This window comes from Thiohalocapsa halophila (genome assembly GCF_016583825.1).
Lineage (GTDB): Bacteria > Pseudomonadota > Gammaproteobacteria > Chromatiales > Chromatiaceae > Thiohalocapsa > Thiohalocapsa halophila.
The window spans coordinates 24,856-42,671 of record NZ_NRRV01000047.1 but is presented as its reverse complement, the minus strand read 5'-3'; the positions used below and the strand labels follow the sequence as shown (position 1 = coordinate 42,671).

The window sequence follows — 17,816 nt, the reverse complement described above, 5'->3', positions numbered from 1 at the left end:
CTGTGGACATGGAGCAAGCCCAACGCCAGCCGATCGGGCGTCACGGCCAAGGTCGGGTGCAGATACAACCCGCGGCGGGTCTCGTCGTTGAGCGGCCCGAGACCCTGGATATCGCTCTTGCCGGTGTAGTCGAGCTCGGAGGTGTCTTCGAGACACAGCACCCGCGGATGTGCGCCGATGCGCTCGACGGTGCGTGTGATATGCGGGGCGAGCACCTTCTCGGCGCTGACCTCGGCGTGGTCGAACAGGCGGTATGCGGCGCGGGTTTCACCCCAGCCGCCACAGGCGCTCGGAATGCTCAAGGTCGGTTTCTCGCCCAATTTCTGCAGCACCCGCCGTGCCCGCCGATTCAGGCGCATGTCGCCCAGATCGATCTCCATCAACTCATCGGCCAGCGCACTCATCCCTCCACCCCCAGGGCGCGGCGGAAGTCCGCGCTGAGCGGATAGACGTAGATGTCCTTGCGCGCCAAGGCGGCGCGATGGGCGACATCGCACTTGCCTCGCCCTTGCGTGCAGCCCAGGTACTGCCAGTTGGCCGCCCGGTAACAGGTGCCCCGAAACCGCGGCGTTTCCACGAAGGTCTCCAGCAACACCGGGCGCTCGCCGTAGCGCTCGGCGAAGTCCTCGCCCACCTGCCGCGCGGCCAATGCCAGCACGCGCGAGGCGAGATTGCGCACCCGAATCCACGGCAGCACAAGGAAACGCGCGTTGTTCAACACCCGCCCCAGGTGCCTCTCGCGTGTCTCGCGCTCCCAGCCGATCCAGCGGTCGCGCGCGGCGACTTTCCACGCCGCCGCGCCGAAGCCCAGTGCGCCGAGCAACCCCTGTTCCGACTCGATCAGGTAGCGCAGCTGCGCCCCCGGCAATGGGCTGTAGCCAAGGTAATGGTAGCGATCGATCAGCCCGTTCCACAATCGTGAGCGCGCCTTCTCGGCCACCGGCGAGAGCCGCAAGCCCGACAGCGCGCCGACGCTGCCACTGAACGCCCGCTCTTGCGGCCAGCGCTTCGGCCCATGCTTCAAGGGCAGACCATTGTTGTTGCGCGTGGTCGGCTCCGGCAGCTCGATCAGCCCGCTGCGATGCAAGCGCAGCAGCCCGACCCGGGCGCTCATCAGCTTCGCTTCGCCTTTGGCGTTGCGCCAATCCAGGCGTCGACACACGCGCCGGGCGATCTCCGCCCGGTTGGGAGGATCGGCCAGGGCGATCTCAACGCGGATCGCCGCCAGGTCCGCCTCGCTCAGCGTCCGCCCACAGACTCGGTGCCCCGTTTCCTCCCCCATCGTCCTCTCCCCATTCCAGGTTTCGATGGGGGGATCTCATCGAGTTTTCGGTCCTGTGTCCAGCCCCATGGTTTCCCGGCCTAAGAAGATGTGGGTAACGATGTGGGTGTCAGCACCGTCGACCGAAATTGCGCTGCGGCTGCAAAGTCGGCCGTATTCAAGGTCACCGAATGGTCCGCCTGGCCGCTCAAGGCCGTTTCCAACACCATGTCGTCCGCCTGATCACGGGTGCGCGGGCGCCATAGATAGAACAGCTGCAAAGGCCCGCAGCGCAGGCATAAGGCGTCCAGAAAGGCATCCGTCATCGCCTCCGTACGCCCGCCGATGCGCAGGTGCTCCGGGCGCTTCAGCACCGCCTCGTACTCCAGCAACAGCGGCACGCAAGCAAGCAGGGTGAAGCAATCGCAGATCGTGGAGGCTGTTCGTAGGGATGTATGTTGATGCGACCGAGCGCCGCAGCGGAAACGCCGAGCGCGAGATCGACCTGCTGCGCGAATACCGCACCCGTCTCTCACTGACGTGGTCACGGGCAAGCTGCTCGTGCCGGCGAAGCTGCTCCGGTCCGTGTGGCCACAGGCACAGGGCAGTGCGGCGTCGTATCAGTTCCTCGGCCGGCACTTCAAGGTGAGCCCCATCGTGGCGGCTCGCCGGGCGCAGGATCTCTCGCTCATCTCCCGCCCCGAGCTCCTCCAGCTCTACCAGGCTTACGAGGCCGATGAACCCCGCAACAAAGCACGCAAAGCCGGCCGCGGCGATTTCTGGAATACCCAGAAAGTGCGGCTTGGGGGACGCTTCGGCGCTGCGGTGGCGCGCGCCACCAAGGAAGGCCGGCTGCTTTTACAGGATGTGCTGGATTGTTCGAGACAGCTGGCCATTGGGCTTGTCGTCGGCCCTTGCGGGCCGAACCTTTCCCCCATCCGAAGCAATGATCCGAATCGCTGATCCCGATGAGTAAGCCGATCCTCGAAGCCCTGATCGCCATCATCGCCGCTCTGCTGGTGGCTGCTGTTGTGGCCTGGGCGGGAAGCCAAGGTGGGCTGGCCGTGGGCGGGGTGCCCCTGTTTGCGCTGGGCGCCGTGGTGGCCTTCGTGATCCAGTGGGTGGTGTTCGTGCCGTCTTATCGGGCGCAGACAGAGAAGTTCTACGACATCACCGGCAGTGCGACCTATCTGACGGTGGTCATCGGCACGCTGCTGCTGGCGGGGCGGCTCGATGCGCGGTCCCTGTTACTGACGCTGCTGGTGGTTGTCTGGGCGGCGCGGCTCGGGACCTTTTTGTTCCGGCGGATTCAGAAGGCCGGCGCCGATACCCGCTTCGATGACATCAAGCCGTCGTTCGTGCGCTTCCTGATGGCCTGGACGCTGCAAGGGCTCTGGGTGTTTCTAACGCTGAGCGCGGCGCTGGCGGCGATGACGGCGGCATCGGTGCCGTCGTTCGGGGTCATCGGCTGGATGGGGCTGGCCGTGTGGCTGCTCGGCTTCGGCATCGAGGCGGTGGCCGATGCGCAGAAGCAGGCATTTCGCAACGACCCGGCGAACAAGGGCCGCTTCATCCAGTCCGGGCTCTGGGCTTGGTCGCGGCATCCGAATTATTTCGGCGAGATCACCCTGTGGGCGGGCATTGCGCTGATTGCGCTACCGGCGCTGTCCGGCTGGCAGTACGTGACGCTGATCTCGCCGGTGTTCGTCTACTTCCTGCTGACCCGGGTCAGCGGGATTCCGATGCTGGAGTCGCGCGCGGACGAGCGCTGGGGGGATGAGCCGCCGTATCAGGCATACAAGGCGCGTACACCCGTGCTGTTTCCGAAGCCGCCGCGGGGTGAGGATTAGTCCTGCGTCGGTCGGGATTGGGCGGGAGCGTCACCCACCGCTGGCTGTAGGTGTCTGATCGTCGGGCCTCCTCGCGTCGGCCCGACCTACGCCGAGGCACGCGTAGAGCGGTAAGCAGCAATGCACGGCCTTGACTAGAAGGAGCAGCTCACCACGAAGATCACGAAGAAGTAGCGCGTGCGGCTTGCTCAGTCGATGGACAAGGCCGCTTCGAGGGCGTTGAGCAGCGCGGCATTCTCCTGCGGCGTGCCAACGGTGATGCGCAGGCAGTCGGCAAGCAGCGGGTGGGCGCCGTCGAGCTTTTTGACGAGCACACCGCGGTCCAGTAGGCCCTGGAAGACGGCGCCGGCCCGGCCCGGCTCGGTGCGAGCCAGGATGAAGTTGGCGTCACTCGGGTAGGGCGTGATGCCGTCGATGGCGGCGAGGGCGTCGAAGAGCGTCGCGCGCTCGGCGCGGATGGTGGCGGTCTGCGCGTCCCACGCGGCGTGATGGCGCAGCGCAAAGGCGGCGCTGGCCTGGGTGAGCGTATTGACGTTGTAGGGCAGGCGGACCTTGTCGATCTCGGCGAGCCATTCCGGTGGACCGGCTAGGTAGCCCAGGCGCAGCCCGGCGAGGCCCATCTTGGACACGGTACGCATCACCAGCAGGTTCGGCCACTCGCCCAGACGCGGGATAAAGCTCTGGTCCGTAAAGGGCGCATAGGCCTCGTCGACGATGACCAGCCCGGGGCTGGCCTGGATGATGCGCTCGATGGCGGCGGCGTCGAACAGGTTGCCGGTGGGGTTGTTCGGATAGGCGATGTAGGTGAGCGCCGGCTCTTCGCGTGCGATGGCCGTGAGGGTCGCCTCTAGCGCGAGGCCGAAGTCTTCAGAGCGAAGCGGCACGCCGACATAGTCCAGGCCGGCGAAGAGCGCGATCATCCGGTACATGACGAAGCCCGGGTCCAGCGACAGCACCTTACGCCCGGGCTGGGCGACCGCCATCGCCAGCATCTGGATCAGCTCGTCGGAGCCGTTGCCGAGCAGCAGCGCCATGTCGGCCGGGAGGCCCATGGCCTCGCGCAGGGCGGCCTGCAGGTCGCGGCCCCGGGGGTCCGGGTAGCGATTCAAGTCCGCATGCCGTAGGGTGGCGAGCCAGTCCTCGCGCAGCGCCTCGGGCCATGGATAGGGATTCTCCATGGCGTCGAGCTTGATGAGCCCGGCGCTGTCGGGGACGTGATAGGCGCGAAGCGCCCGGATGTCGTCCCGGATGAGATCGGCTGGGGTCATGTTGAAGTTAGAAGTTAGAAGTTAGAAGCTCGAAGTTTGAACCAAGATCCGGTATTTGAACCACGAAGAGCACGAAGAACACGGAGAGGCTCCGGAGCATACGCATACTCACGCCTTCACCCGACGGGTGAGCGAGATCACGGCGATGCCTACCTTCAAGCGCCTGTCTTTCTTCGTGCTCTTCGTGTGCTTCGTGGTGAACTGCGCTTCTTAGGTTGAAGTGTGCGGCGCGGATGCTGCCAGCTCCCGAGTGGAGAGGATTGCGGCTGGCGGCATCATTTCCCGCATTGGTGTCAATCTCGGCGAGCGTCAGAGGCGGCGCTGAAGCGCCGGGACATGGAGTCGGGACACGGATAAGAGGGCGTTGGAGTCCAGGCGATCAGGGAGTACCTTCCATGGGCGGGGTCGGGATGCGTTGCGATGACCCGACCTATACCCCCGTTTCTCACTTCTCACTTCACCCTTCAAACTTCATCCCTCCCCCGATATTCCGCCGAGCGCGCATGCGCCGTCAGCCCCTCGCCGCGGGCGAGCACGGAGGCGGTGGTGGCCAGCGCCGCAGAGCCGGCGGGAGACGCCATGATGAGACTGGAGCGCTTCTGGAAGTCGTAGACGCCGAGCGGCGAGCTGAAGCGCGCGGTGCCGGAGGTCGGCAGCACGTGGTTGGGCCCTGCGCAGTAGTCGCCGAGGGCTTCCGCCGTGTGCCGGCCCATGAAAATGGCGCCGGCGTTGCGGATCTTGGCCGCCAGCGCCTGCGGGTCCTCGACGGACAGCTCCAGGTGCTCTGGGGCGATGCGGTTGGCCACGTCGGCGGCGTCGTCCATGTCCCTTGCCAGCACCAGGGCGCCGCGGTCTTTCAGGGCCGTGGCGATGATGTCCCGGCGCTCCAGCGTGGGCAGCAGCTTGTCGATGCTCGCGGCGACGCGGTCCAGGTAGTCCGCGTCCCAGGCCACGAGGATGGACTGGGCGTCTTCGTCGTGCTCGGCTTGGCTGAAGAGGTCCATGGCGATCCAGTCCGGGTCCGTGCCGCCGTCGCAGAGAATCAGGATCTCCGAGGGCCCCGCCACCATGTCGATGCCCACCTGCCCGAACACGGCGCGCTTGGCGGTGGCGACATAGATGTTGCCGGGGCCGACGATCTTGTCGCAGGCGGGCACGCTCTCGGTGCCATAAGCCAGCGCGGCGACGGCCTGGGCGCCGCCGACGGCGAAGGCCTTGTCGACGCCGGCGATGTGGGCCGCGGCGAGGACCAGCTCGTTTTGCTGGCCGTCGGGCGTCGGCACGACCATCACCAGCTCTGCCACGCCGGCGACCTTGGCCGGGATGGCGTTCATCAGCACCGACGAGGGATAGGCCGCCTTGCCGCCCGGCACATAGAGTCCGACCCGGTCCAGCGGCGTCACCTTCTGCCCGAGCAGGGTGCCGTCCGGCTCCCGGTAGCTCCAGTCCTGCATCTTCTGATGCTCGGCATAGGTGCGGATACGCTCGGCAGCGGCCGCCAAGGCGTCGCGCTGCGCCAGCGGGATGCCTTCGGCGGCCTGCGCCAGGCGGGCGGCTGGAATGGCCAGTGCCGCAGCGGCCTCGGGCTGCCAGCGGTCGAACCGGGCGGTGTACTCCAGCAGGGCGGCGTCGCCGCGCGTGCGGACGGTGTCGAGGATGTCTTCGACGGTACGCTGCACCTCGCGGTCAGAGACGGACTCCCAGGCCAGCAGGTCGTCCAGCCGCGTGGAGAAGTCGGCATCGGCGGTGCTGAGGCGGGCGATGTCGGGCATGGCAATGCTCCGGTGTCTGTGCGGTTGCAGATGGCAGGTCGGTGCCTGGGGTCGCCCGGCCGCGACGGCCTGATCCGGTTACCGGCGCCGATTGCGGGCGCCGGTTGCAGGCGCCGGGTGACGGCAGCGCGTGACGGCTCTGGCATCTCTTGGCGGGCTTAGGCTGCCTGTTGGGTCACGGCGCCGCGCAGTGCCTCCAGCAGGGCCGTGACCCTAGCGTGCTTCATTTTCCAAGACGCCTTGTTCACCACCAGCCGCGAGCTGATCTCGCAGATATGCTCCAAGGGCACCAGTCCGTTGGCCTTCAGCGTATTGCCGCTCTCGACCAGGTCGACGATGAGGTCCGACAGGCCCACCAAGGGCGCCAGCTCCATGGAGCCATAGAGCTTGATGATCTCCACCTGCTGCCCCTTGGCGGCGAAATGGCGCTCGGCGCAGCGCACGTACTTGGTTGCGATGCGCTGGCGGCGGCGGTCGGTGCGCCCGTCGAGCTGGGCATCCGGCTTACCGGCCACCATCATGCGGCAGCGCGCGATGCCCAGATCCAGCGGCTCGTAGAGCCCCTCGCCGCCGTGCTCCAACAGCACGTCCTTGCCGGCGATGCCCAAATCCGCCGCGCCGTACTCCACATAGGTGGGGACGTCGCTGGCGCGGATGATGACCAGCTTCACCCGGGGGTCGTTGGTGTCCAGGATCAGCTTGCGGCTCTTCTCCGGGTCCTCGGCGGCGCGGATGCCGCCCGCCGCCAACAGCGGCATGGCCTGCTCGAAGATGCGGCCTTTGGACAGCGCGATGGTTAGGGTGTTAGACATCGGGAAGTGCGGAGTGCGGAATGTGGGGTCGCAATCGACTGAGCCTGGCTTCCTCGGCCCTTCTTCAAGAGTGTACTCGCCGGATCACGGCGCCGAGTGCCGAGAATTTCTCTTCGATGTGATCGTAGCCGCGATCGATATGGTAGATCCGGTCCACCAGGGTGTCTCCGGCCGCCACCAAGCCGGACAGTACCAGGCTCGCCGAAGCGCGCAAGTCGGTGGCCATCACCGGGGCCGCGGTGAGCCGGTCCACACCGCGGCAGATGGCCGTGTTGCCCTCGATGCGGATGTCCGCACCCATGCGCTGCATCTCCAGCACGTGCATGAAGCGGTTCTCGAAGACGGTCTCGGTGACGATGCCGGTGCCGTCGGCGATGCTGTTCAGCGCACAGAACTGGGCCTGCATGTCCGTCGGAAAGGCCGGATGGGGCGCGGTGTGGATGTCCACCGCCCGCGGGCGGCGGCCGCTCATGTCCACCTCGATCCAACGCTCGCCGGTGCTGACGGTGGCGCCGCATTCGCGCAGCTTGCCAAGCACGGCCTCCAGCAGGTCGGCGCGGGTCTCGCGCACCCGCACCCGCCCGCCGGTCATGGCCGCCGCCACCAGGTAGGTGCCGGTCTCGATGCGGTCGGGCAGCACACTGTACTCGCAGCCGGTGAGGCGCTCGACGCCGTCGATGACGATGGTGTCCGTGCCCGCGCCCTGGATGCGCGCGCCCATCTTGTTCAGGAAGTCGGCCAGGTCCTCGACCTCGGGCTCACGGGCTGCATTCTCGAGAATCGTCTGACCGTCGGCGAGCACCGCCGCCATCATCAGGTTCTCGGTGCCGGTGACTGTGACCATGTCCATGAAGTAGCGCGCGCCGTGCAGGCGTTGGGCGCGGGCCTGGACATAGCCGTTCTCGACGACGATCTCCGCACCCATGGCGCGCATCCCTTCGATGTGCAGGTTCACCGGCCGGGCGCCGATGGCACAGCCGCCGGGCAGGGAGACCTGTGCCTCGCCGAAGCGCGCAAGCAGCGGGCCCAGCACCAGGATGGACGCGCGCATGGTCTTGACCAGGTCGTAGGGCGCCTCGAAGCGGGTGACATCGGTGGCATCCACGTGGATGCGCATGCGCTCGTCTACGGTCAGGTGCGCACCCATGCGCCCCAGCAGCTCCATGGTGGTGGTGATGTCCCGCAGGTGCGGCACATTGGTCAGCAGGCACTCGCCGTCGGCGGCGAGCAGGGTCGCGGCCATGATCGGCAGCGCTGCATTCTTGGCACCGGATGCGCGCACCTCGCCGTCGAGGCGGTTGCCGCCGGTGATCAGGAGCTTGTCCATCAAAGGCTGGGACTGTCGGTTAAGTGGGATGACATGGGTGTGGTGGTCCGGCGGGAATTGCGTGCGCGCTGAGGGCTCTTGCAGCGCTCGGGCGGGCTCCCTCTCGGCCGGGCCTATATCGGCCTGTCGATGTGTGCCGTCAGCGCGACGCGGAACCGGCCTGCATTAGACCCCGTTGCCGTCACCGTCCGGCGTGGCAGTGTCTTGCGGTGACTGTCGCAGCTCGCCCAGGCCGAGCAAAGCGTCGACATTGGCCAATGCGGCGAGCCGCTCCATGGCCGGCGGCACGTTGCGCAGCACCAGGTCGGCGTCAGCCGCTCGCAGCGCGGCTTGCCATTCCAGCAGCAGCGCCACGCCGGCGCTGCTCGGTTGGCGCACGTCGCCGAGGTCCAGCACGGCCTGTGCATCATCGCCCGGCGTAGGCCGTTCGGCGGCGAGCTCGCCGACAGCGGCGAGCGTCAGGTCGCCCGCCAGGTGCCATTGTCCGCCGCCCAGCGCCGTCAGCTGCGCCGCAGTCTGTCTGCGCCGGCGGCCCATGCTAGGCGCCTGCGGCCTTGGCCTCCAGCTCCTGGATCAGGCCGTCGATGCCCGAGCGCCCGATGATGGTGCGGAACTGGCCGCGGTAGTTGGAGATCATGCTGACGTTGTCGATGACCAGATCGTACACCTTCCAGCCGCCGTCTTCCTTGTGCATGCGATAATCGATGGGGATGGGCGGACCACCGCTGCCGGTCACCTCCGTGGGCACCACCACGGTGCCGTCGCGGGTGCCGGCGCGGGCGGGCTTGTAGACGACTTCTTCACCGGAATACTTGGCCAGGGATTTGGCATAAGTGCTAATCAACAGGGCCCGGAATGCCGACACCAGCTGGCGGCGCTGGGCCGCGCTCGCGTTGCGCCAGTCCCGGCCCACGGCGGAGCGGGTGATGAGCTCGAAGTCGAAGTGCGGTGCCAGCTTGTTGCCGACCAGATCGTAGATGGCCGAGGGATTGCCGTCCAGCTGATCGCGGCGGTTCTCGAGCGTGCGTAGCGTGTCCTCGGCGGTGCGCCGCACCAGCTTCTCGGCCGCGGTGTCGGCGGCGGCCGTTGCCGGCAGCCCCGCGGCGAGCAGCGCCAGTACGGCCGCCATCCACGCCGCCAGCAGGGTCGAAATCATGCCGCGCTGCCTCCGGGCAGCACCGCCGCCCCGGACGTCTGCCGCAAAGCAGACCAACCGAGCCGCGCCAGCTCGACGCCTTTGTCTGTGCGCGAGTGTCATTGCGAGCTCTCCTGTGCTTGGTTGAAGAGGAACTGGCCGATCATGCGCTCCAGCACCAGTGCCGACTGGGTGTGCTGGATCTGATCTCCATTGGCGAGGTAGTCCGGGCTGCCGCCGGGGTCCAGCGCCACGTATTGCTCGCCCAGCAGCCCTGCCGTGTAGATGTTGGCGAAGGTGTCGGTGGGGATCTGATCGTAGGCCGGCGCGATGCGCAGCGTCACCACCGCCTGATAGGTCTCCTGGTCGAAGTCGATTGCCTCCACCCGGCCCAGGCGTACGCCGGCCATGCTCACTGGGGCGCGCACCTTGAGGCTGCCGATGTTATCGAACCGCGCCAGCAGCGCGTAGCCGTCGCCGGCGCCGGCGGCACTCAAGTTGCTGACACGCATGGCGAGGAAGAACAAGGCGACGAAGCCCGCCACCATGAAGGCGCCCACCAGAATCTCCATCGTGCGCGTCGTGCCCATGCGTCAATCTCCGAACATCAAAGCCGTCAGGATGAAATCCAGCCCCAGCACCGCCAGCGCCGCATGCACCACCGAGCGTGTCGTCGCCCGGCTGACGCCGGCGGAGGTGGGCGTGGCGTCATACCCCTCGAAGAGCGCGATCCAGGTAACCACCACCCCGAACACCAGGCTCTTGATCACGCCGTTGATCACGTCTTCGCGGAAATCGAGCTTGGCCTGCATCTGGCTCCAGAAGGCGCCGTCGTCGACGCCGAGCAGCCCCACCCCGACGAACCAGCCGCCGAGCACCCCGAGGGCGCTGAACATGGCCGCCAGGAGCGGCATCGCAAGGAAGCCGCCGAAAAAGCGGGGCGTCAGCACGCGGCGCACCGGATCCACGGCCATCATCTCCAGCGCCGAGAGCTGCTCGGTGGCCTTCATCAGCCCGATCTCGGCGGTCAGCGCCGAGCCGGCGCGGCCGGCCACCAGCAGGGCCGTGACCACGGGCCCGAGCTCGCGGACCAGGGATGCCGCCACCATGATGCCGAGGCTCTCGTCCGCGCCGAATTGGTTCAGGACGTAGTAGCCCTGCAGGCCCAGCACCATGCCGACGAAGAGCCCGGAGACGGCGATGATCAGCACCGACAGCACGCCGATGTTGTAGATTTGCGCCAACAGCAGCCGCGGGCGCGGCAACAGCTCGGGCAGACCGCCGACGATGCCCGCCAGCAGGACATGCGCCCGGCCGATGCCGGCGAGCGCCGTCAGCCCGGAGCGCCCCAGCCGCACCAGTGCGTCGATCACCACCCGCGGCGGCTCCCGGCGGCGAGCAGCTCCTCGGCAAGGGGCGCCGACGGGTAATGAAAATGCACCGGCCCATCCGGGGCGCCGTCGAGGAACTGCCGTACCCTGGGGTCGGACTGTGCTGATACGTGCTCGGGCGTCCCGCTGCACAGGACTCGGCCATTGGCGATGACGTGCACATGATCGGCAATGCTCAGGGTCTCTGGTACGTCGTGGGAGACGATGATGCTGCTCAGTCCGCCGGCGTCGTTCAGCTGATGCACCAGGCTCACCAGGACGCCCATGGAGATCGGATCCTGGCCGGTGAAGGGCTCGTCGTACATGACCATCATCGGGTCCAGAGCGATGGCACGGGCCAGTGCCGCCCGCCTGGCCATGCCGCCGGAGAGCTGCGCCGGCATCAAGTGCGCGGCGCCGCGCAGGCCGACGGCCTCGAGCTTCATCAGCACCAGCCGTCGCAGCAGAGACTTCGGCAGCCGCGCGTGCTCGCGCAGCGGGAAGGCCACGTTCTCGAACACCGTCAGGTCGCCGAGCAGCGCCCCGCTCTGAAAGAGCATGCCCATGCGCGTGCGCAGCCGATACAGCTCTTGCCGGCCCAGGCGGTGCACATCCAGGCCGTCCACCTCGATACTGCCCGCCTGCGGGCGCAGTTGGCCGCTGATGAGCTTCAGCAGCGTCGTCTTGCCCGTGCCGGACGGGCCCATGATGGCGGTGACGGCGCCGCGTGGAATGTCCATGTCGACGCCGTCGAGCACCAGGGTATCGCCGCGGGTGAAGCGCAGGCCGCGGATGCGCACCAAGGGCTCGGTGCCGCCGGTCGGGGCAGGTGCCTGCGCGTCGGAGCTTGCGGTGACTGTGGTGGGGCTGTCGGGGACGCCATTCCCCATGCAGAGACTCCCTGGACAAGTGGCGAGAACAGCCCGGCATTCTCTGGAGTGCGCCCGCGCGCGTCAAGCATATGCGCACGCTGCGGCGGCCGTCGGCGCCGCTGCTAGACCTCGGCGAGCCCCAGGAGCTGCTGCATCTGGTGCCAATGCGCCAGCTGCACACTGCTACACCCGGACAGGACGACCAGCGTCGCCGGCGCCGCATCCGCTTGCTCACGCAGCCAGCGGGCGCCGGCGCGCAGATCGGCAGCCAGTGCCCGGGGGCAGGTCACGGCCCGGCCGCAGGGCGCAGATGCGCCAGGCGTCGGACACAGCAGAGTGCCGGGTGCATCGGTTGTCCAGCGCACCCAGGCGCCGAGCCGCTCGCCGAGGGCGGCGGCCGCCTGGCGCGTCGTCGGCGCAGCCGGATGATCGGCGCCCGGGTGCTCCAGGAAAAAGCGAAAGCCCTGATGGACATCATCGCGCCAGGCCCGGAGGCTCTCGATTGACTGGCTCTGCCAGGCAACGGCCGGCACATAGACCGCGGGATGGTCGTTGGCGAAATAGCCGAGGCGCCAGTCCTCCGGGAGATCGTCCGGGTAATAGGCGTCGGCGTCGGTGAGGGCCCACCAGCCCGCGGCGGCAATGGTTACGGCGGGGGCGGCGGCGCCTGCGCCTTCTGGGCTTGGGGCTGAGTCTGGCTCTGCGGCTGGCACGGTGTCGCGGGTGGCTCCGGGCTGTCGACGGACAGCCGTGACGGGACGCTATGGTACGCTTTCGGCCAGACATTACGCGAATCTGCCTACTGCGGGTGCCACCGAACATGCAGGATCCCCTGGAACGCGCAAGCCGCCTTCGGCTCGTCGTATTCGACGTCGACGGCGTGCTCACCGACGGCAGCCTTTATCTCGGCGACGACGGTCAGGAGTACAAGGCCTTCAATTCCCGTGACGGCCACGGCATGGCCATGCTCCGCGACAGTGGCGTGACCCTCGCCGTGATCACCGGACGGCGCTCCGAGGTGGTGCGGATTCGCATGCAGAGCCTCGGCATCGAGCATGTACACCAAGGCTGCCGCGACAAGCTGCCGACCTTTCTGGCGCTGGCGCAGCAGCTCGGCGTTGCGCACGAGGCCTGTGCCTACATGGGCGACGACCTGATGGATCTGCCGGTGATGCGCCGGGTCGGTTTGGCCGCGGCCGTGGCGGACGCGCATCCAGTGGTGCGCGAGCACGCCGATTGGTGTGCGCCGAGCCCGGGCGGGCGCGGCGCGGCCCGGGATCTGTGCGAGCTCATCCTGCGCGCCCAAGGCAAGCTGGATGCCTTGGTCGCTGCCTATCTCGGTACGACGGACGCGGCGCAATGACCCTGTCGACGCGTGAGGCGATGATCGCCGTCGTGCTCGCCGCGGCCGGACTCGCCGCCTGGTGGTATCGCGGCGGCCGGCAGCCGGAGGTCGCCCCGGCGGTGCCGCAGCACGGGCGTCCGGATTATGTGGTGGAGCAGGTGGCCGCGGTCACGATGTCCGATGGCGGTGAGCCGCTGCGACGGCTGCGCGCGCCGCAGCTGCGGCATTATCCGGAGGGCGGCGGCAGCGAGCTGGATGCGCCGGTGCTGCGGCTGCTGGAGCCGGGCCAGCCGGACTGGGTGGTCCGCTCGGAGCAGGCCTGGGTCTCCGCCGATGGTGACGAAGTGCTGCTGGAAGGGCGCGTCCTCGGGGAGCGCGCCGCGGCCGCGGACCAGCCGCCCATGCGCATCATGACCAGTCAGCTGCTGGTCCTGGATGACGCCGGCTATGCAGAGACCGATCGCTTCGTCGAGCTCGAGCGTGGGGACGACTGGCTCACGGCGGTGGATGGCATGCAGCTCTGGTTCGATGCGCCCATGCGCAGCCGCTTCTTCGGGCGGGTACGCCAGCGCCTGGCCTTCGCCGAGCCCGCGGCAGCGCCCGACGCACCGTCGGTGCCCGGCCCATGACCGAGTGCATGCACCAGCCGGCCCCAGCCGGGCGCTTGGGCCGAGCTGCCCGGCTGTTGGCCGCCGCGGCGCTGCTGCTGGCGGCACGGCCGCTGCTCGCGCTCGACTCCGACAGCGAGCAGCCCATGTTCGTCGAAGCGGATGCCGCGGAGCTCGACGAGAAGCAGTCCATCAGCCTCTATATCGGCAATGTCGAGGTGCAGCAGGGCAGCATGCGCATTTGGGCGGACGAGGTGCTGGTGCATCACCAGCCGAACCGCCAGCCGCGCAAGATCATCGCCATCGGCAACCCCGTGCGCTATCGTCAGCTGCTCGAAGACGACCCGCAAGAGGTGCGGGCGCGGGCGCTGCGCATGGAGTACGAGGCCGTCAGTGAAGAGATCACCCTCATCGACGAGGCCGAGCTGATCCAAGGCGAGGACCGGTTCCGGAGCGATCGCATCGTCTACAATCGTCTCACCGACCGGCTCACGGCAGGCAGCAGCGCCCGCGGGCGCGAGCGTGTGAAGATCCGCATCGAGCCCCAGGGGGAGGGCCAGTCCGGAGACGACAGCGGCGATCAATGACCACCCTGCGCGCGGAAGGTTTGGCGAAGCGCTATCGGCGCCGCCAGGTGGTCAATGACGTGAGTCTGGGTGTGGATGCCGGCGGCGTCGTGGGGCTGCTCGGTCCGAATGGCGCCGGTAAGACGACGAGCTTCTACATGATTGTCGGCCTGGTGCCGGCGGACGCCGGGCGCATCCTGCTCGACGGTGAAGACATCACCCTGCGGCCCATGCATGCCCGCGCCCGCCGCGGCCTGAGCTATCTGGCGCAGGAGCCCTCGGTGTTCCGCAAGCTCACGGCCCGGGATAACCTGCTCGCCGTGCTGGAGAGTCGGGGCGACCTCGGCCGTGACGCCCGGCGCGCGCGCTGTGAGCAGTTGCTCGACGAGCTCGGCATCGCTCATGTGGCCGGCTCGCTGGCCATGAGTCTGTCGGGCGGCGAGCGCCGGCGGTTGGAGATCGCCCGTGCCCTGGCCGTAGAGCCCAAGGTCATGCTCTTGGACGAGCCCTTCGCGGGCGTCGATCCCATCGCCGTCGGCGACATCAAGGCCATCATTACCCACCTGCGCCGGCGCAACATCGGTGTGCTCATCACCGACCACAATGTCCGCGAGACCCTGGATATCTGCGATCGTGCGTACATCATCAGCGAAGGTACGGTCATCGCCGACGGCACCCCGGACGAGCTGTTGCAGAACAAGCGTGTCCGCGCGGTCTACCTCGGCGAGGATTTCCGGCTTTGAGCCGTTTCGCGGCAAGTTCGCGGCATGACCCGACGGATGGTTGCCGTTTGCGGGCACGGGCTGATAGGTGTCATGGGACGCCCGCGTTGGCGCTGGACGCTGTGGCAGCCGTGCGCCAAGATCGAAGACCGCGATTCGGCTAGAATCCCAAAGAGCATTCAATTCCCATACCACCCCCCGCACCGGGTGCGATGAAACAGACGATCCAACTCCGCCTCGGCCAGCAGCTGACGATGACGCCGCAGCTGCAGCAGGCGATCAAGCTCCTCCAACTGTCCACGCTCGATCTTCAGCGGGAGATCCAGGAGGCGTTGGAGTCCAACCTGATGCTGGAATCCGCCGATGAGGCGGACGCCGAGGTCGACAACGCCGAGCTAGAGACCAGCCGCCGTGGCCAGGATGCGCAGGTGGACAGCGAAGTGCGCCCCGAGCAGTCCTCGATGCCCGACGACTTGCCCGTTGACAGCTCCTGGAGCGACACCTACGACAGCTATATCGCCAGCAGCGCAGGTACGGGTGCGACTAGCAGCGGGGCCGGCGCCGACGGCGGCGCCGAGCTCGACCCCTTCGCCCAGCACTCGCGCCCGCAGACCTTGCACGACCACCTGGAGTGGCAGCTGAACCTCTCGCGACTCGCGCCCCGCGACCGTGTCATCGCCGACGCGCTGCTGGACGCCATCGATGCCAACGGCTACCTGCGCGCGGAGATCGACGACCTCGTCGACGCCGTCGCCGATCCGGACGCCATCGGCGACGAGGCCGTGGAAGCGGACGAGGTGGAAGCCGTGCTGCACCGCATCCAGGCCTTGGATCCGCCCGGCATCGGCGCGCGCTCCCTGCGCGAGTGTCTGCTGTTGCAGCTGCGCTACTTGCCGCCGGAGCAGCCTTACCGCGACGAGGCCATCGCCATCTGCGAGAGTCATTTCAATGCGTTATCGCGCAACGACCTCGAAGATCTGCGTCGGCACACCAAGCTCGCGTCGGACGCGCTGCGCGAGGCGCTGGCGCTGATTCGCTCCCTGCATCCCCGCCCCGGCTCGCTGGTGGCCGATGTGCGCCCGGAGTACGTGATCCCGGACGTGGTGGTGCAAAAACGCCAGGGCAGCTGGACGGTCGAGCTGAACCCGGAAACAACGCCTAGACTTAGGGTGAACCCGGGCTACCTGAAGCTGATCCGCCGGGCCGATGATGGCCCGGACAATACCTGCCTGAAGACGCACCTCCAGGAGGCCCGCTGGTTCATCAAAAGCTTGGCGAGCCGTAACGATACGGTACTGCGGGTTGCGACGAAGATCGTGGAATTGCAGCAAAATTTCTTCGAGTATGGGGAAGAGGCCATGAAGCCGCTGGTGCTGCGGGATGTGGCGGATTCCCTGGAGCTGCACGAGTCCACGGTATCGCGGGTGACGACGCAAAAATATATGCACACACCACGCGGGACCTTCGAGTTCAAATATTTCTTCTCGAGCCACGTGAACACCGCCTCCGGCGGTGAGTGCTCGTCGACGGCCATCCGCGCCTTCATCCGCAAGCTCGTCGCCGCCGAGACACCGAGCAAGCCGCTCAGCGACAACAAGATCGCCGGTATCCTCACGGAGCAGGGCATCAATGTCGCACGGCGCACGGTCGCCAAGTACCGTGAGGCGATGGGTATTCCACCGTCCAACGAGCGCAAGCGCCTGGCATGAGAGCCTCGGGTACGGGGATCGGTGAGCGCCCTTCGAGCATCGTCCAAGGCCGCGGCTGCATCGCAGCGCGCGGCGCGGGACTGCTCTGCGCCCACCTCTGCCGGATCGGGAGATCCGGTTTTCACCCTCCCGAGTGTGGCGCCCGTAACACTGGAGTGACGCTATGCAAATCAACCTGACTGGCCATCACGTCGATATCACCGAGCCGCTGAAGGATTATGTCGACACCAAGTTCGACCGTCTCGCGCGGCACTTCGACGACGTGATCAATGTCCATGTCATCCTCAGTGTCGAGAAGCTGCGGCAGAAGGCGGAGGCGACCATCCATGTCAACGGTGGCAACGTCTTCGCCGATGCCGTGCACGAGGACATGTACGCAGCCATCGACGGGTTGATCGACAAGCTCGACCGGCAGGTGATCAAGTACAAGGAAAAGCGGCAGAATCATCGGGGCAACAACAACGCCAAGGCCGCGATGGAGCCGGAGCCGCCGGCAGACGAAGAGCAGCCGAGCTGATTGCAGCGCCACCGAGCGGCCCTGCGAGCTTCAGCCGCACCGGAGCCAGGCACCGCCTGCTCCGGTTTTTTGCCGCCACAAGGCGCAGGCGCCGCTGCCGCGGCGCCATTGGCCGCAAGGGCACAGCGCTGTCATGATGAAGACCAACAACCAGACAACGAGCACGCGCGGGGTTCCGGGGCCATGGTGCCTGCCGATCTGATTACACAGTCGAGGGTACTGAGCGGTTGCGAGGTCACGAGCAAGAAACGCCTGCTCGAGACCTTGGCGGCGCTGCTGGCGGACGGCGACGGGCTGCTGTCGAGCACGCATGTGTTCGATCGGCTGCTGGAGCGCGAGCGCCTCGGCAGCACGGGGCTGGGTCAGGGTATCGCGCTGCCGCATGCGCGCATGCACGGCATCCATGCGCCCGTCGGCGCCTTCGTGCAGCTGCGCGACGCCGTCGCTTTCGATGCCATCGACGACCGGCCGGTGGATCTGGCGTTCGGCTTGCTGGTGCCGGACGCCACCGACGAGCAGCACCTGCAGCTCTTGGCCACCCTGGCCTCCGCCTTCGACGACGCCGCCGTGCGCGAGGCCTTGCGCGCGGCCACCGATGATGCCGACGTGCTCGCGGTGTTTCGCGAGCGGGTTCTCACCGCCTAACTGCCGCCGTACATGCCCTCTTTCAGGTGGTCTGTGG

The 17,816-nt window shown here is 67.5% G+C and carries 22 protein-coding genes; 9 read left to right on the top strand and 13 right to left on the bottom strand.

All coding sequences use genetic code 11. The features are described from left to right. The 3 genes from CKO31_RS17450 to CKO31_RS27280 form a co-directional block, all read right to left on the bottom strand. Nucleotides 1–404: IS4/Tn5 family transposase DNA-binding protein (locus CKO31_RS17450; RefSeq protein WP_200239989.1), on the bottom strand; the 404-nt coding region annotated here is incomplete at its 3' end. Then, on the bottom strand, nt 401–1,282 hold the full coding sequence (locus CKO31_RS17445; RefSeq protein WP_200239987.1) for a DUF4338 domain-containing protein: 882 nt from the start codon (nt 1,280–1,282) through the stop codon (nt 401–403). The genes CKO31_RS17445 and CKO31_RS17450, both read right to left, overlap by 4 nt. An 80-nt stretch (nt 1,283–1,362) precedes the next feature. Further along, nucleotides 1,363–1,797: a PIN domain-containing protein gene (locus CKO31_RS27280; protein ID WP_322789170.1), complete on the bottom strand. Its 435-nt coding sequence runs from the start codon at nt 1,795–1,797 to the stop codon at nt 1,363–1,365. A 4-nt stretch (nt 1,798–1,801) separates the two neighbouring features. On the opposite strand from CKO31_RS27280, the gene CKO31_RS17435 reads away from it, so the two are divergent. Both CKO31_RS17435 and CKO31_RS17430 read left to right on the top strand, forming a co-directional pair. Further along, complete coding sequence (locus CKO31_RS17435; protein ID WP_200239983.1) at nt 1,802–2,224, top strand: hypothetical protein; 423 nt, start codon at nt 1,802–1,804, stop codon at nt 2,222–2,224. A gap of 5 nt (nt 2,225–2,229) precedes the next feature. Then, nucleotides 2,230–3,111 carry a DUF1295 domain-containing protein gene (locus tag CKO31_RS17430; RefSeq protein ID WP_200239981.1) on the top strand — a complete coding sequence of 294 codons (882 nt, stop codon included), beginning with the start codon at nt 2,230–2,232 and terminating at the stop codon, nt 3,109–3,111. Between the two features lie 188 nt (nt 3,112–3,299). Here the strand turns inward: CKO31_RS17430 and hisC are convergent, their stop codons facing one another. The 10 genes from hisC to CKO31_RS17380 form a co-directional block, all read right to left on the bottom strand. Beyond that, entirely contained in the window at nt 3,300–4,379 is a 1,080-nt protein-coding gene (gene hisC / locus CKO31_RS17425) for a histidinol-phosphate transaminase (protein ID WP_200239979.1), read from the bottom strand. 464 nt (nt 4,380–4,843) lie between these two features. After that, nucleotides 4,844–6,151, bottom strand: coding sequence for a histidinol dehydrogenase (hisD, locus tag CKO31_RS17420; RefSeq protein WP_200239977.1), 1,308 nt, complete (start codon nt 6,149–6,151; stop codon nt 4,844–4,846). A gap of 158 nt (nt 6,152–6,309) precedes the next feature. Next, nucleotides 6,310–6,963: an ATP phosphoribosyltransferase gene (hisG, locus tag CKO31_RS17415; protein WP_200239975.1), complete on the bottom strand. Its 654-nt coding sequence runs from the start codon at nt 6,961–6,963 to the stop codon at nt 6,310–6,312. A gap of 64 nt (nt 6,964–7,027) precedes the next feature. After that, nucleotides 7,028–8,290, bottom strand: coding sequence for a UDP-N-acetylglucosamine 1-carboxyvinyltransferase (gene murA / locus CKO31_RS17410; protein WP_200239973.1), 1,263 nt, complete (start codon nt 8,288–8,290; stop codon nt 7,028–7,030). Nucleotides 8,291–8,455: 165 nt separating this feature from the next. Continuing rightward, nucleotides 8,456–8,827, bottom strand: coding sequence for an STAS domain-containing protein (locus CKO31_RS17405; RefSeq protein WP_200239971.1), 372 nt, complete (start codon nt 8,825–8,827; stop codon nt 8,456–8,458). A 1-nt stretch (nt 8,828) separates the two neighbouring features. After that, the gene (locus CKO31_RS17400) at nt 8,829–9,446 is read right to left on the bottom strand and encodes an MlaC/ttg2D family ABC transporter substrate-binding protein (RefSeq protein WP_242475457.1); all 618 of its coding nucleotides are present in this window, start codon (nt 9,444–9,446) and stop codon (nt 8,829–8,831) included. A 98-nt stretch (nt 9,447–9,544) separates the two neighbouring features. Next, nucleotides 9,545–10,015 (bottom strand): outer membrane lipid asymmetry maintenance protein MlaD, encoded by a 471-nt coding sequence (gene mlaD / locus CKO31_RS17395; protein ID WP_200239969.1) that lies wholly within the window; start codon nt 10,013–10,015, stop codon nt 9,545–9,547. A gap of 3 nt (nt 10,016–10,018) precedes the next feature. After that, entirely contained in the window at nt 10,019–10,798 is a 780-nt protein-coding gene (gene mlaE / locus CKO31_RS17390; protein WP_200239997.1) for a lipid asymmetry maintenance ABC transporter permease subunit MlaE, read from the bottom strand. Beyond that, nucleotides 10,795–11,685, bottom strand: a complete 891-nt coding sequence (locus CKO31_RS17385; protein WP_200239967.1) for an ABC transporter ATP-binding protein — start codon at nt 11,683–11,685, stop codon at nt 10,795–10,797. Before CKO31_RS17385 ends, mlaE begins: the two co-directional genes overlap by 4 nt. A gap of 104 nt (nt 11,686–11,789) precedes the next feature. Next, entirely contained in the window at nt 11,790–12,380 is a 591-nt protein-coding gene (locus CKO31_RS17380; RefSeq protein WP_200239965.1) for a hypothetical protein, read from the bottom strand. 107 nt (nt 12,381–12,487) lie between these two features. On the opposite strand from CKO31_RS17380, the gene CKO31_RS17375 reads away from it, so the two are divergent. The 7 genes from CKO31_RS17375 to CKO31_RS17345 all read left to right on the top strand — a co-directional run bounded on the left by CKO31_RS17375 (nt 12,488) and on the right by CKO31_RS17345 (nt 17,779). Then, a complete protein-coding gene (locus tag CKO31_RS17375; RefSeq protein WP_200239964.1) occupies nt 12,488–13,030 on the top strand; it encodes a KdsC family phosphatase in 543 nt (180 codons plus the stop codon). Then, nucleotides 13,027–13,641 (top strand): LPS export ABC transporter periplasmic protein LptC, encoded by a 615-nt coding sequence (gene lptC, locus CKO31_RS17370; RefSeq protein ID WP_200239961.1) that lies wholly within the window; start codon nt 13,027–13,029, stop codon nt 13,639–13,641. The genes CKO31_RS17375 and lptC overlap by 4 nt, the downstream gene beginning before the upstream one ends. Continuing rightward, a complete protein-coding gene (gene lptA, locus CKO31_RS17365; RefSeq protein WP_242475456.1) occupies nt 13,638–14,207 on the top strand; it encodes a lipopolysaccharide transport periplasmic protein LptA in 570 nt (189 codons plus the stop codon). The genes lptC and lptA overlap by 4 nt, the downstream gene beginning before the upstream one ends. Beyond that, the gene (lptB, locus tag CKO31_RS17360) at nt 14,204–14,929 is read left to right on the top strand and encodes an LPS export ABC transporter ATP-binding protein (protein WP_200239959.1); all 726 of its coding nucleotides are present in this window, start codon (nt 14,204–14,206) and stop codon (nt 14,927–14,929) included. The genes lptA and lptB overlap by 4 nt, the downstream gene beginning before the upstream one ends. 191 nt (nt 14,930–15,120) lie before the next feature. Then, the gene (locus CKO31_RS17355) at nt 15,121–16,617 is read left to right on the top strand and encodes an RNA polymerase factor sigma-54 (protein ID WP_200239957.1); all 1,497 of its coding nucleotides are present in this window, start codon (nt 15,121–15,123) and stop codon (nt 16,615–16,617) included. 163 nt (nt 16,618–16,780) lie between these two features. Further along, nucleotides 16,781–17,134: a ribosome hibernation-promoting factor, HPF/YfiA family gene (gene hpf / locus CKO31_RS17350; RefSeq protein ID WP_200239955.1), complete on the top strand. Its 354-nt coding sequence runs from the start codon at nt 16,781–16,783 to the stop codon at nt 17,132–17,134. A gap of 183 nt (nt 17,135–17,317) precedes the next feature. Then, a complete protein-coding gene (locus CKO31_RS17345) occupies nt 17,318–17,779 on the top strand; it encodes a PTS sugar transporter subunit IIA (protein WP_200239953.1) in 462 nt (153 codons plus the stop codon). Nucleotides 17,780–17,816: the final 37 nt, after the last annotated feature.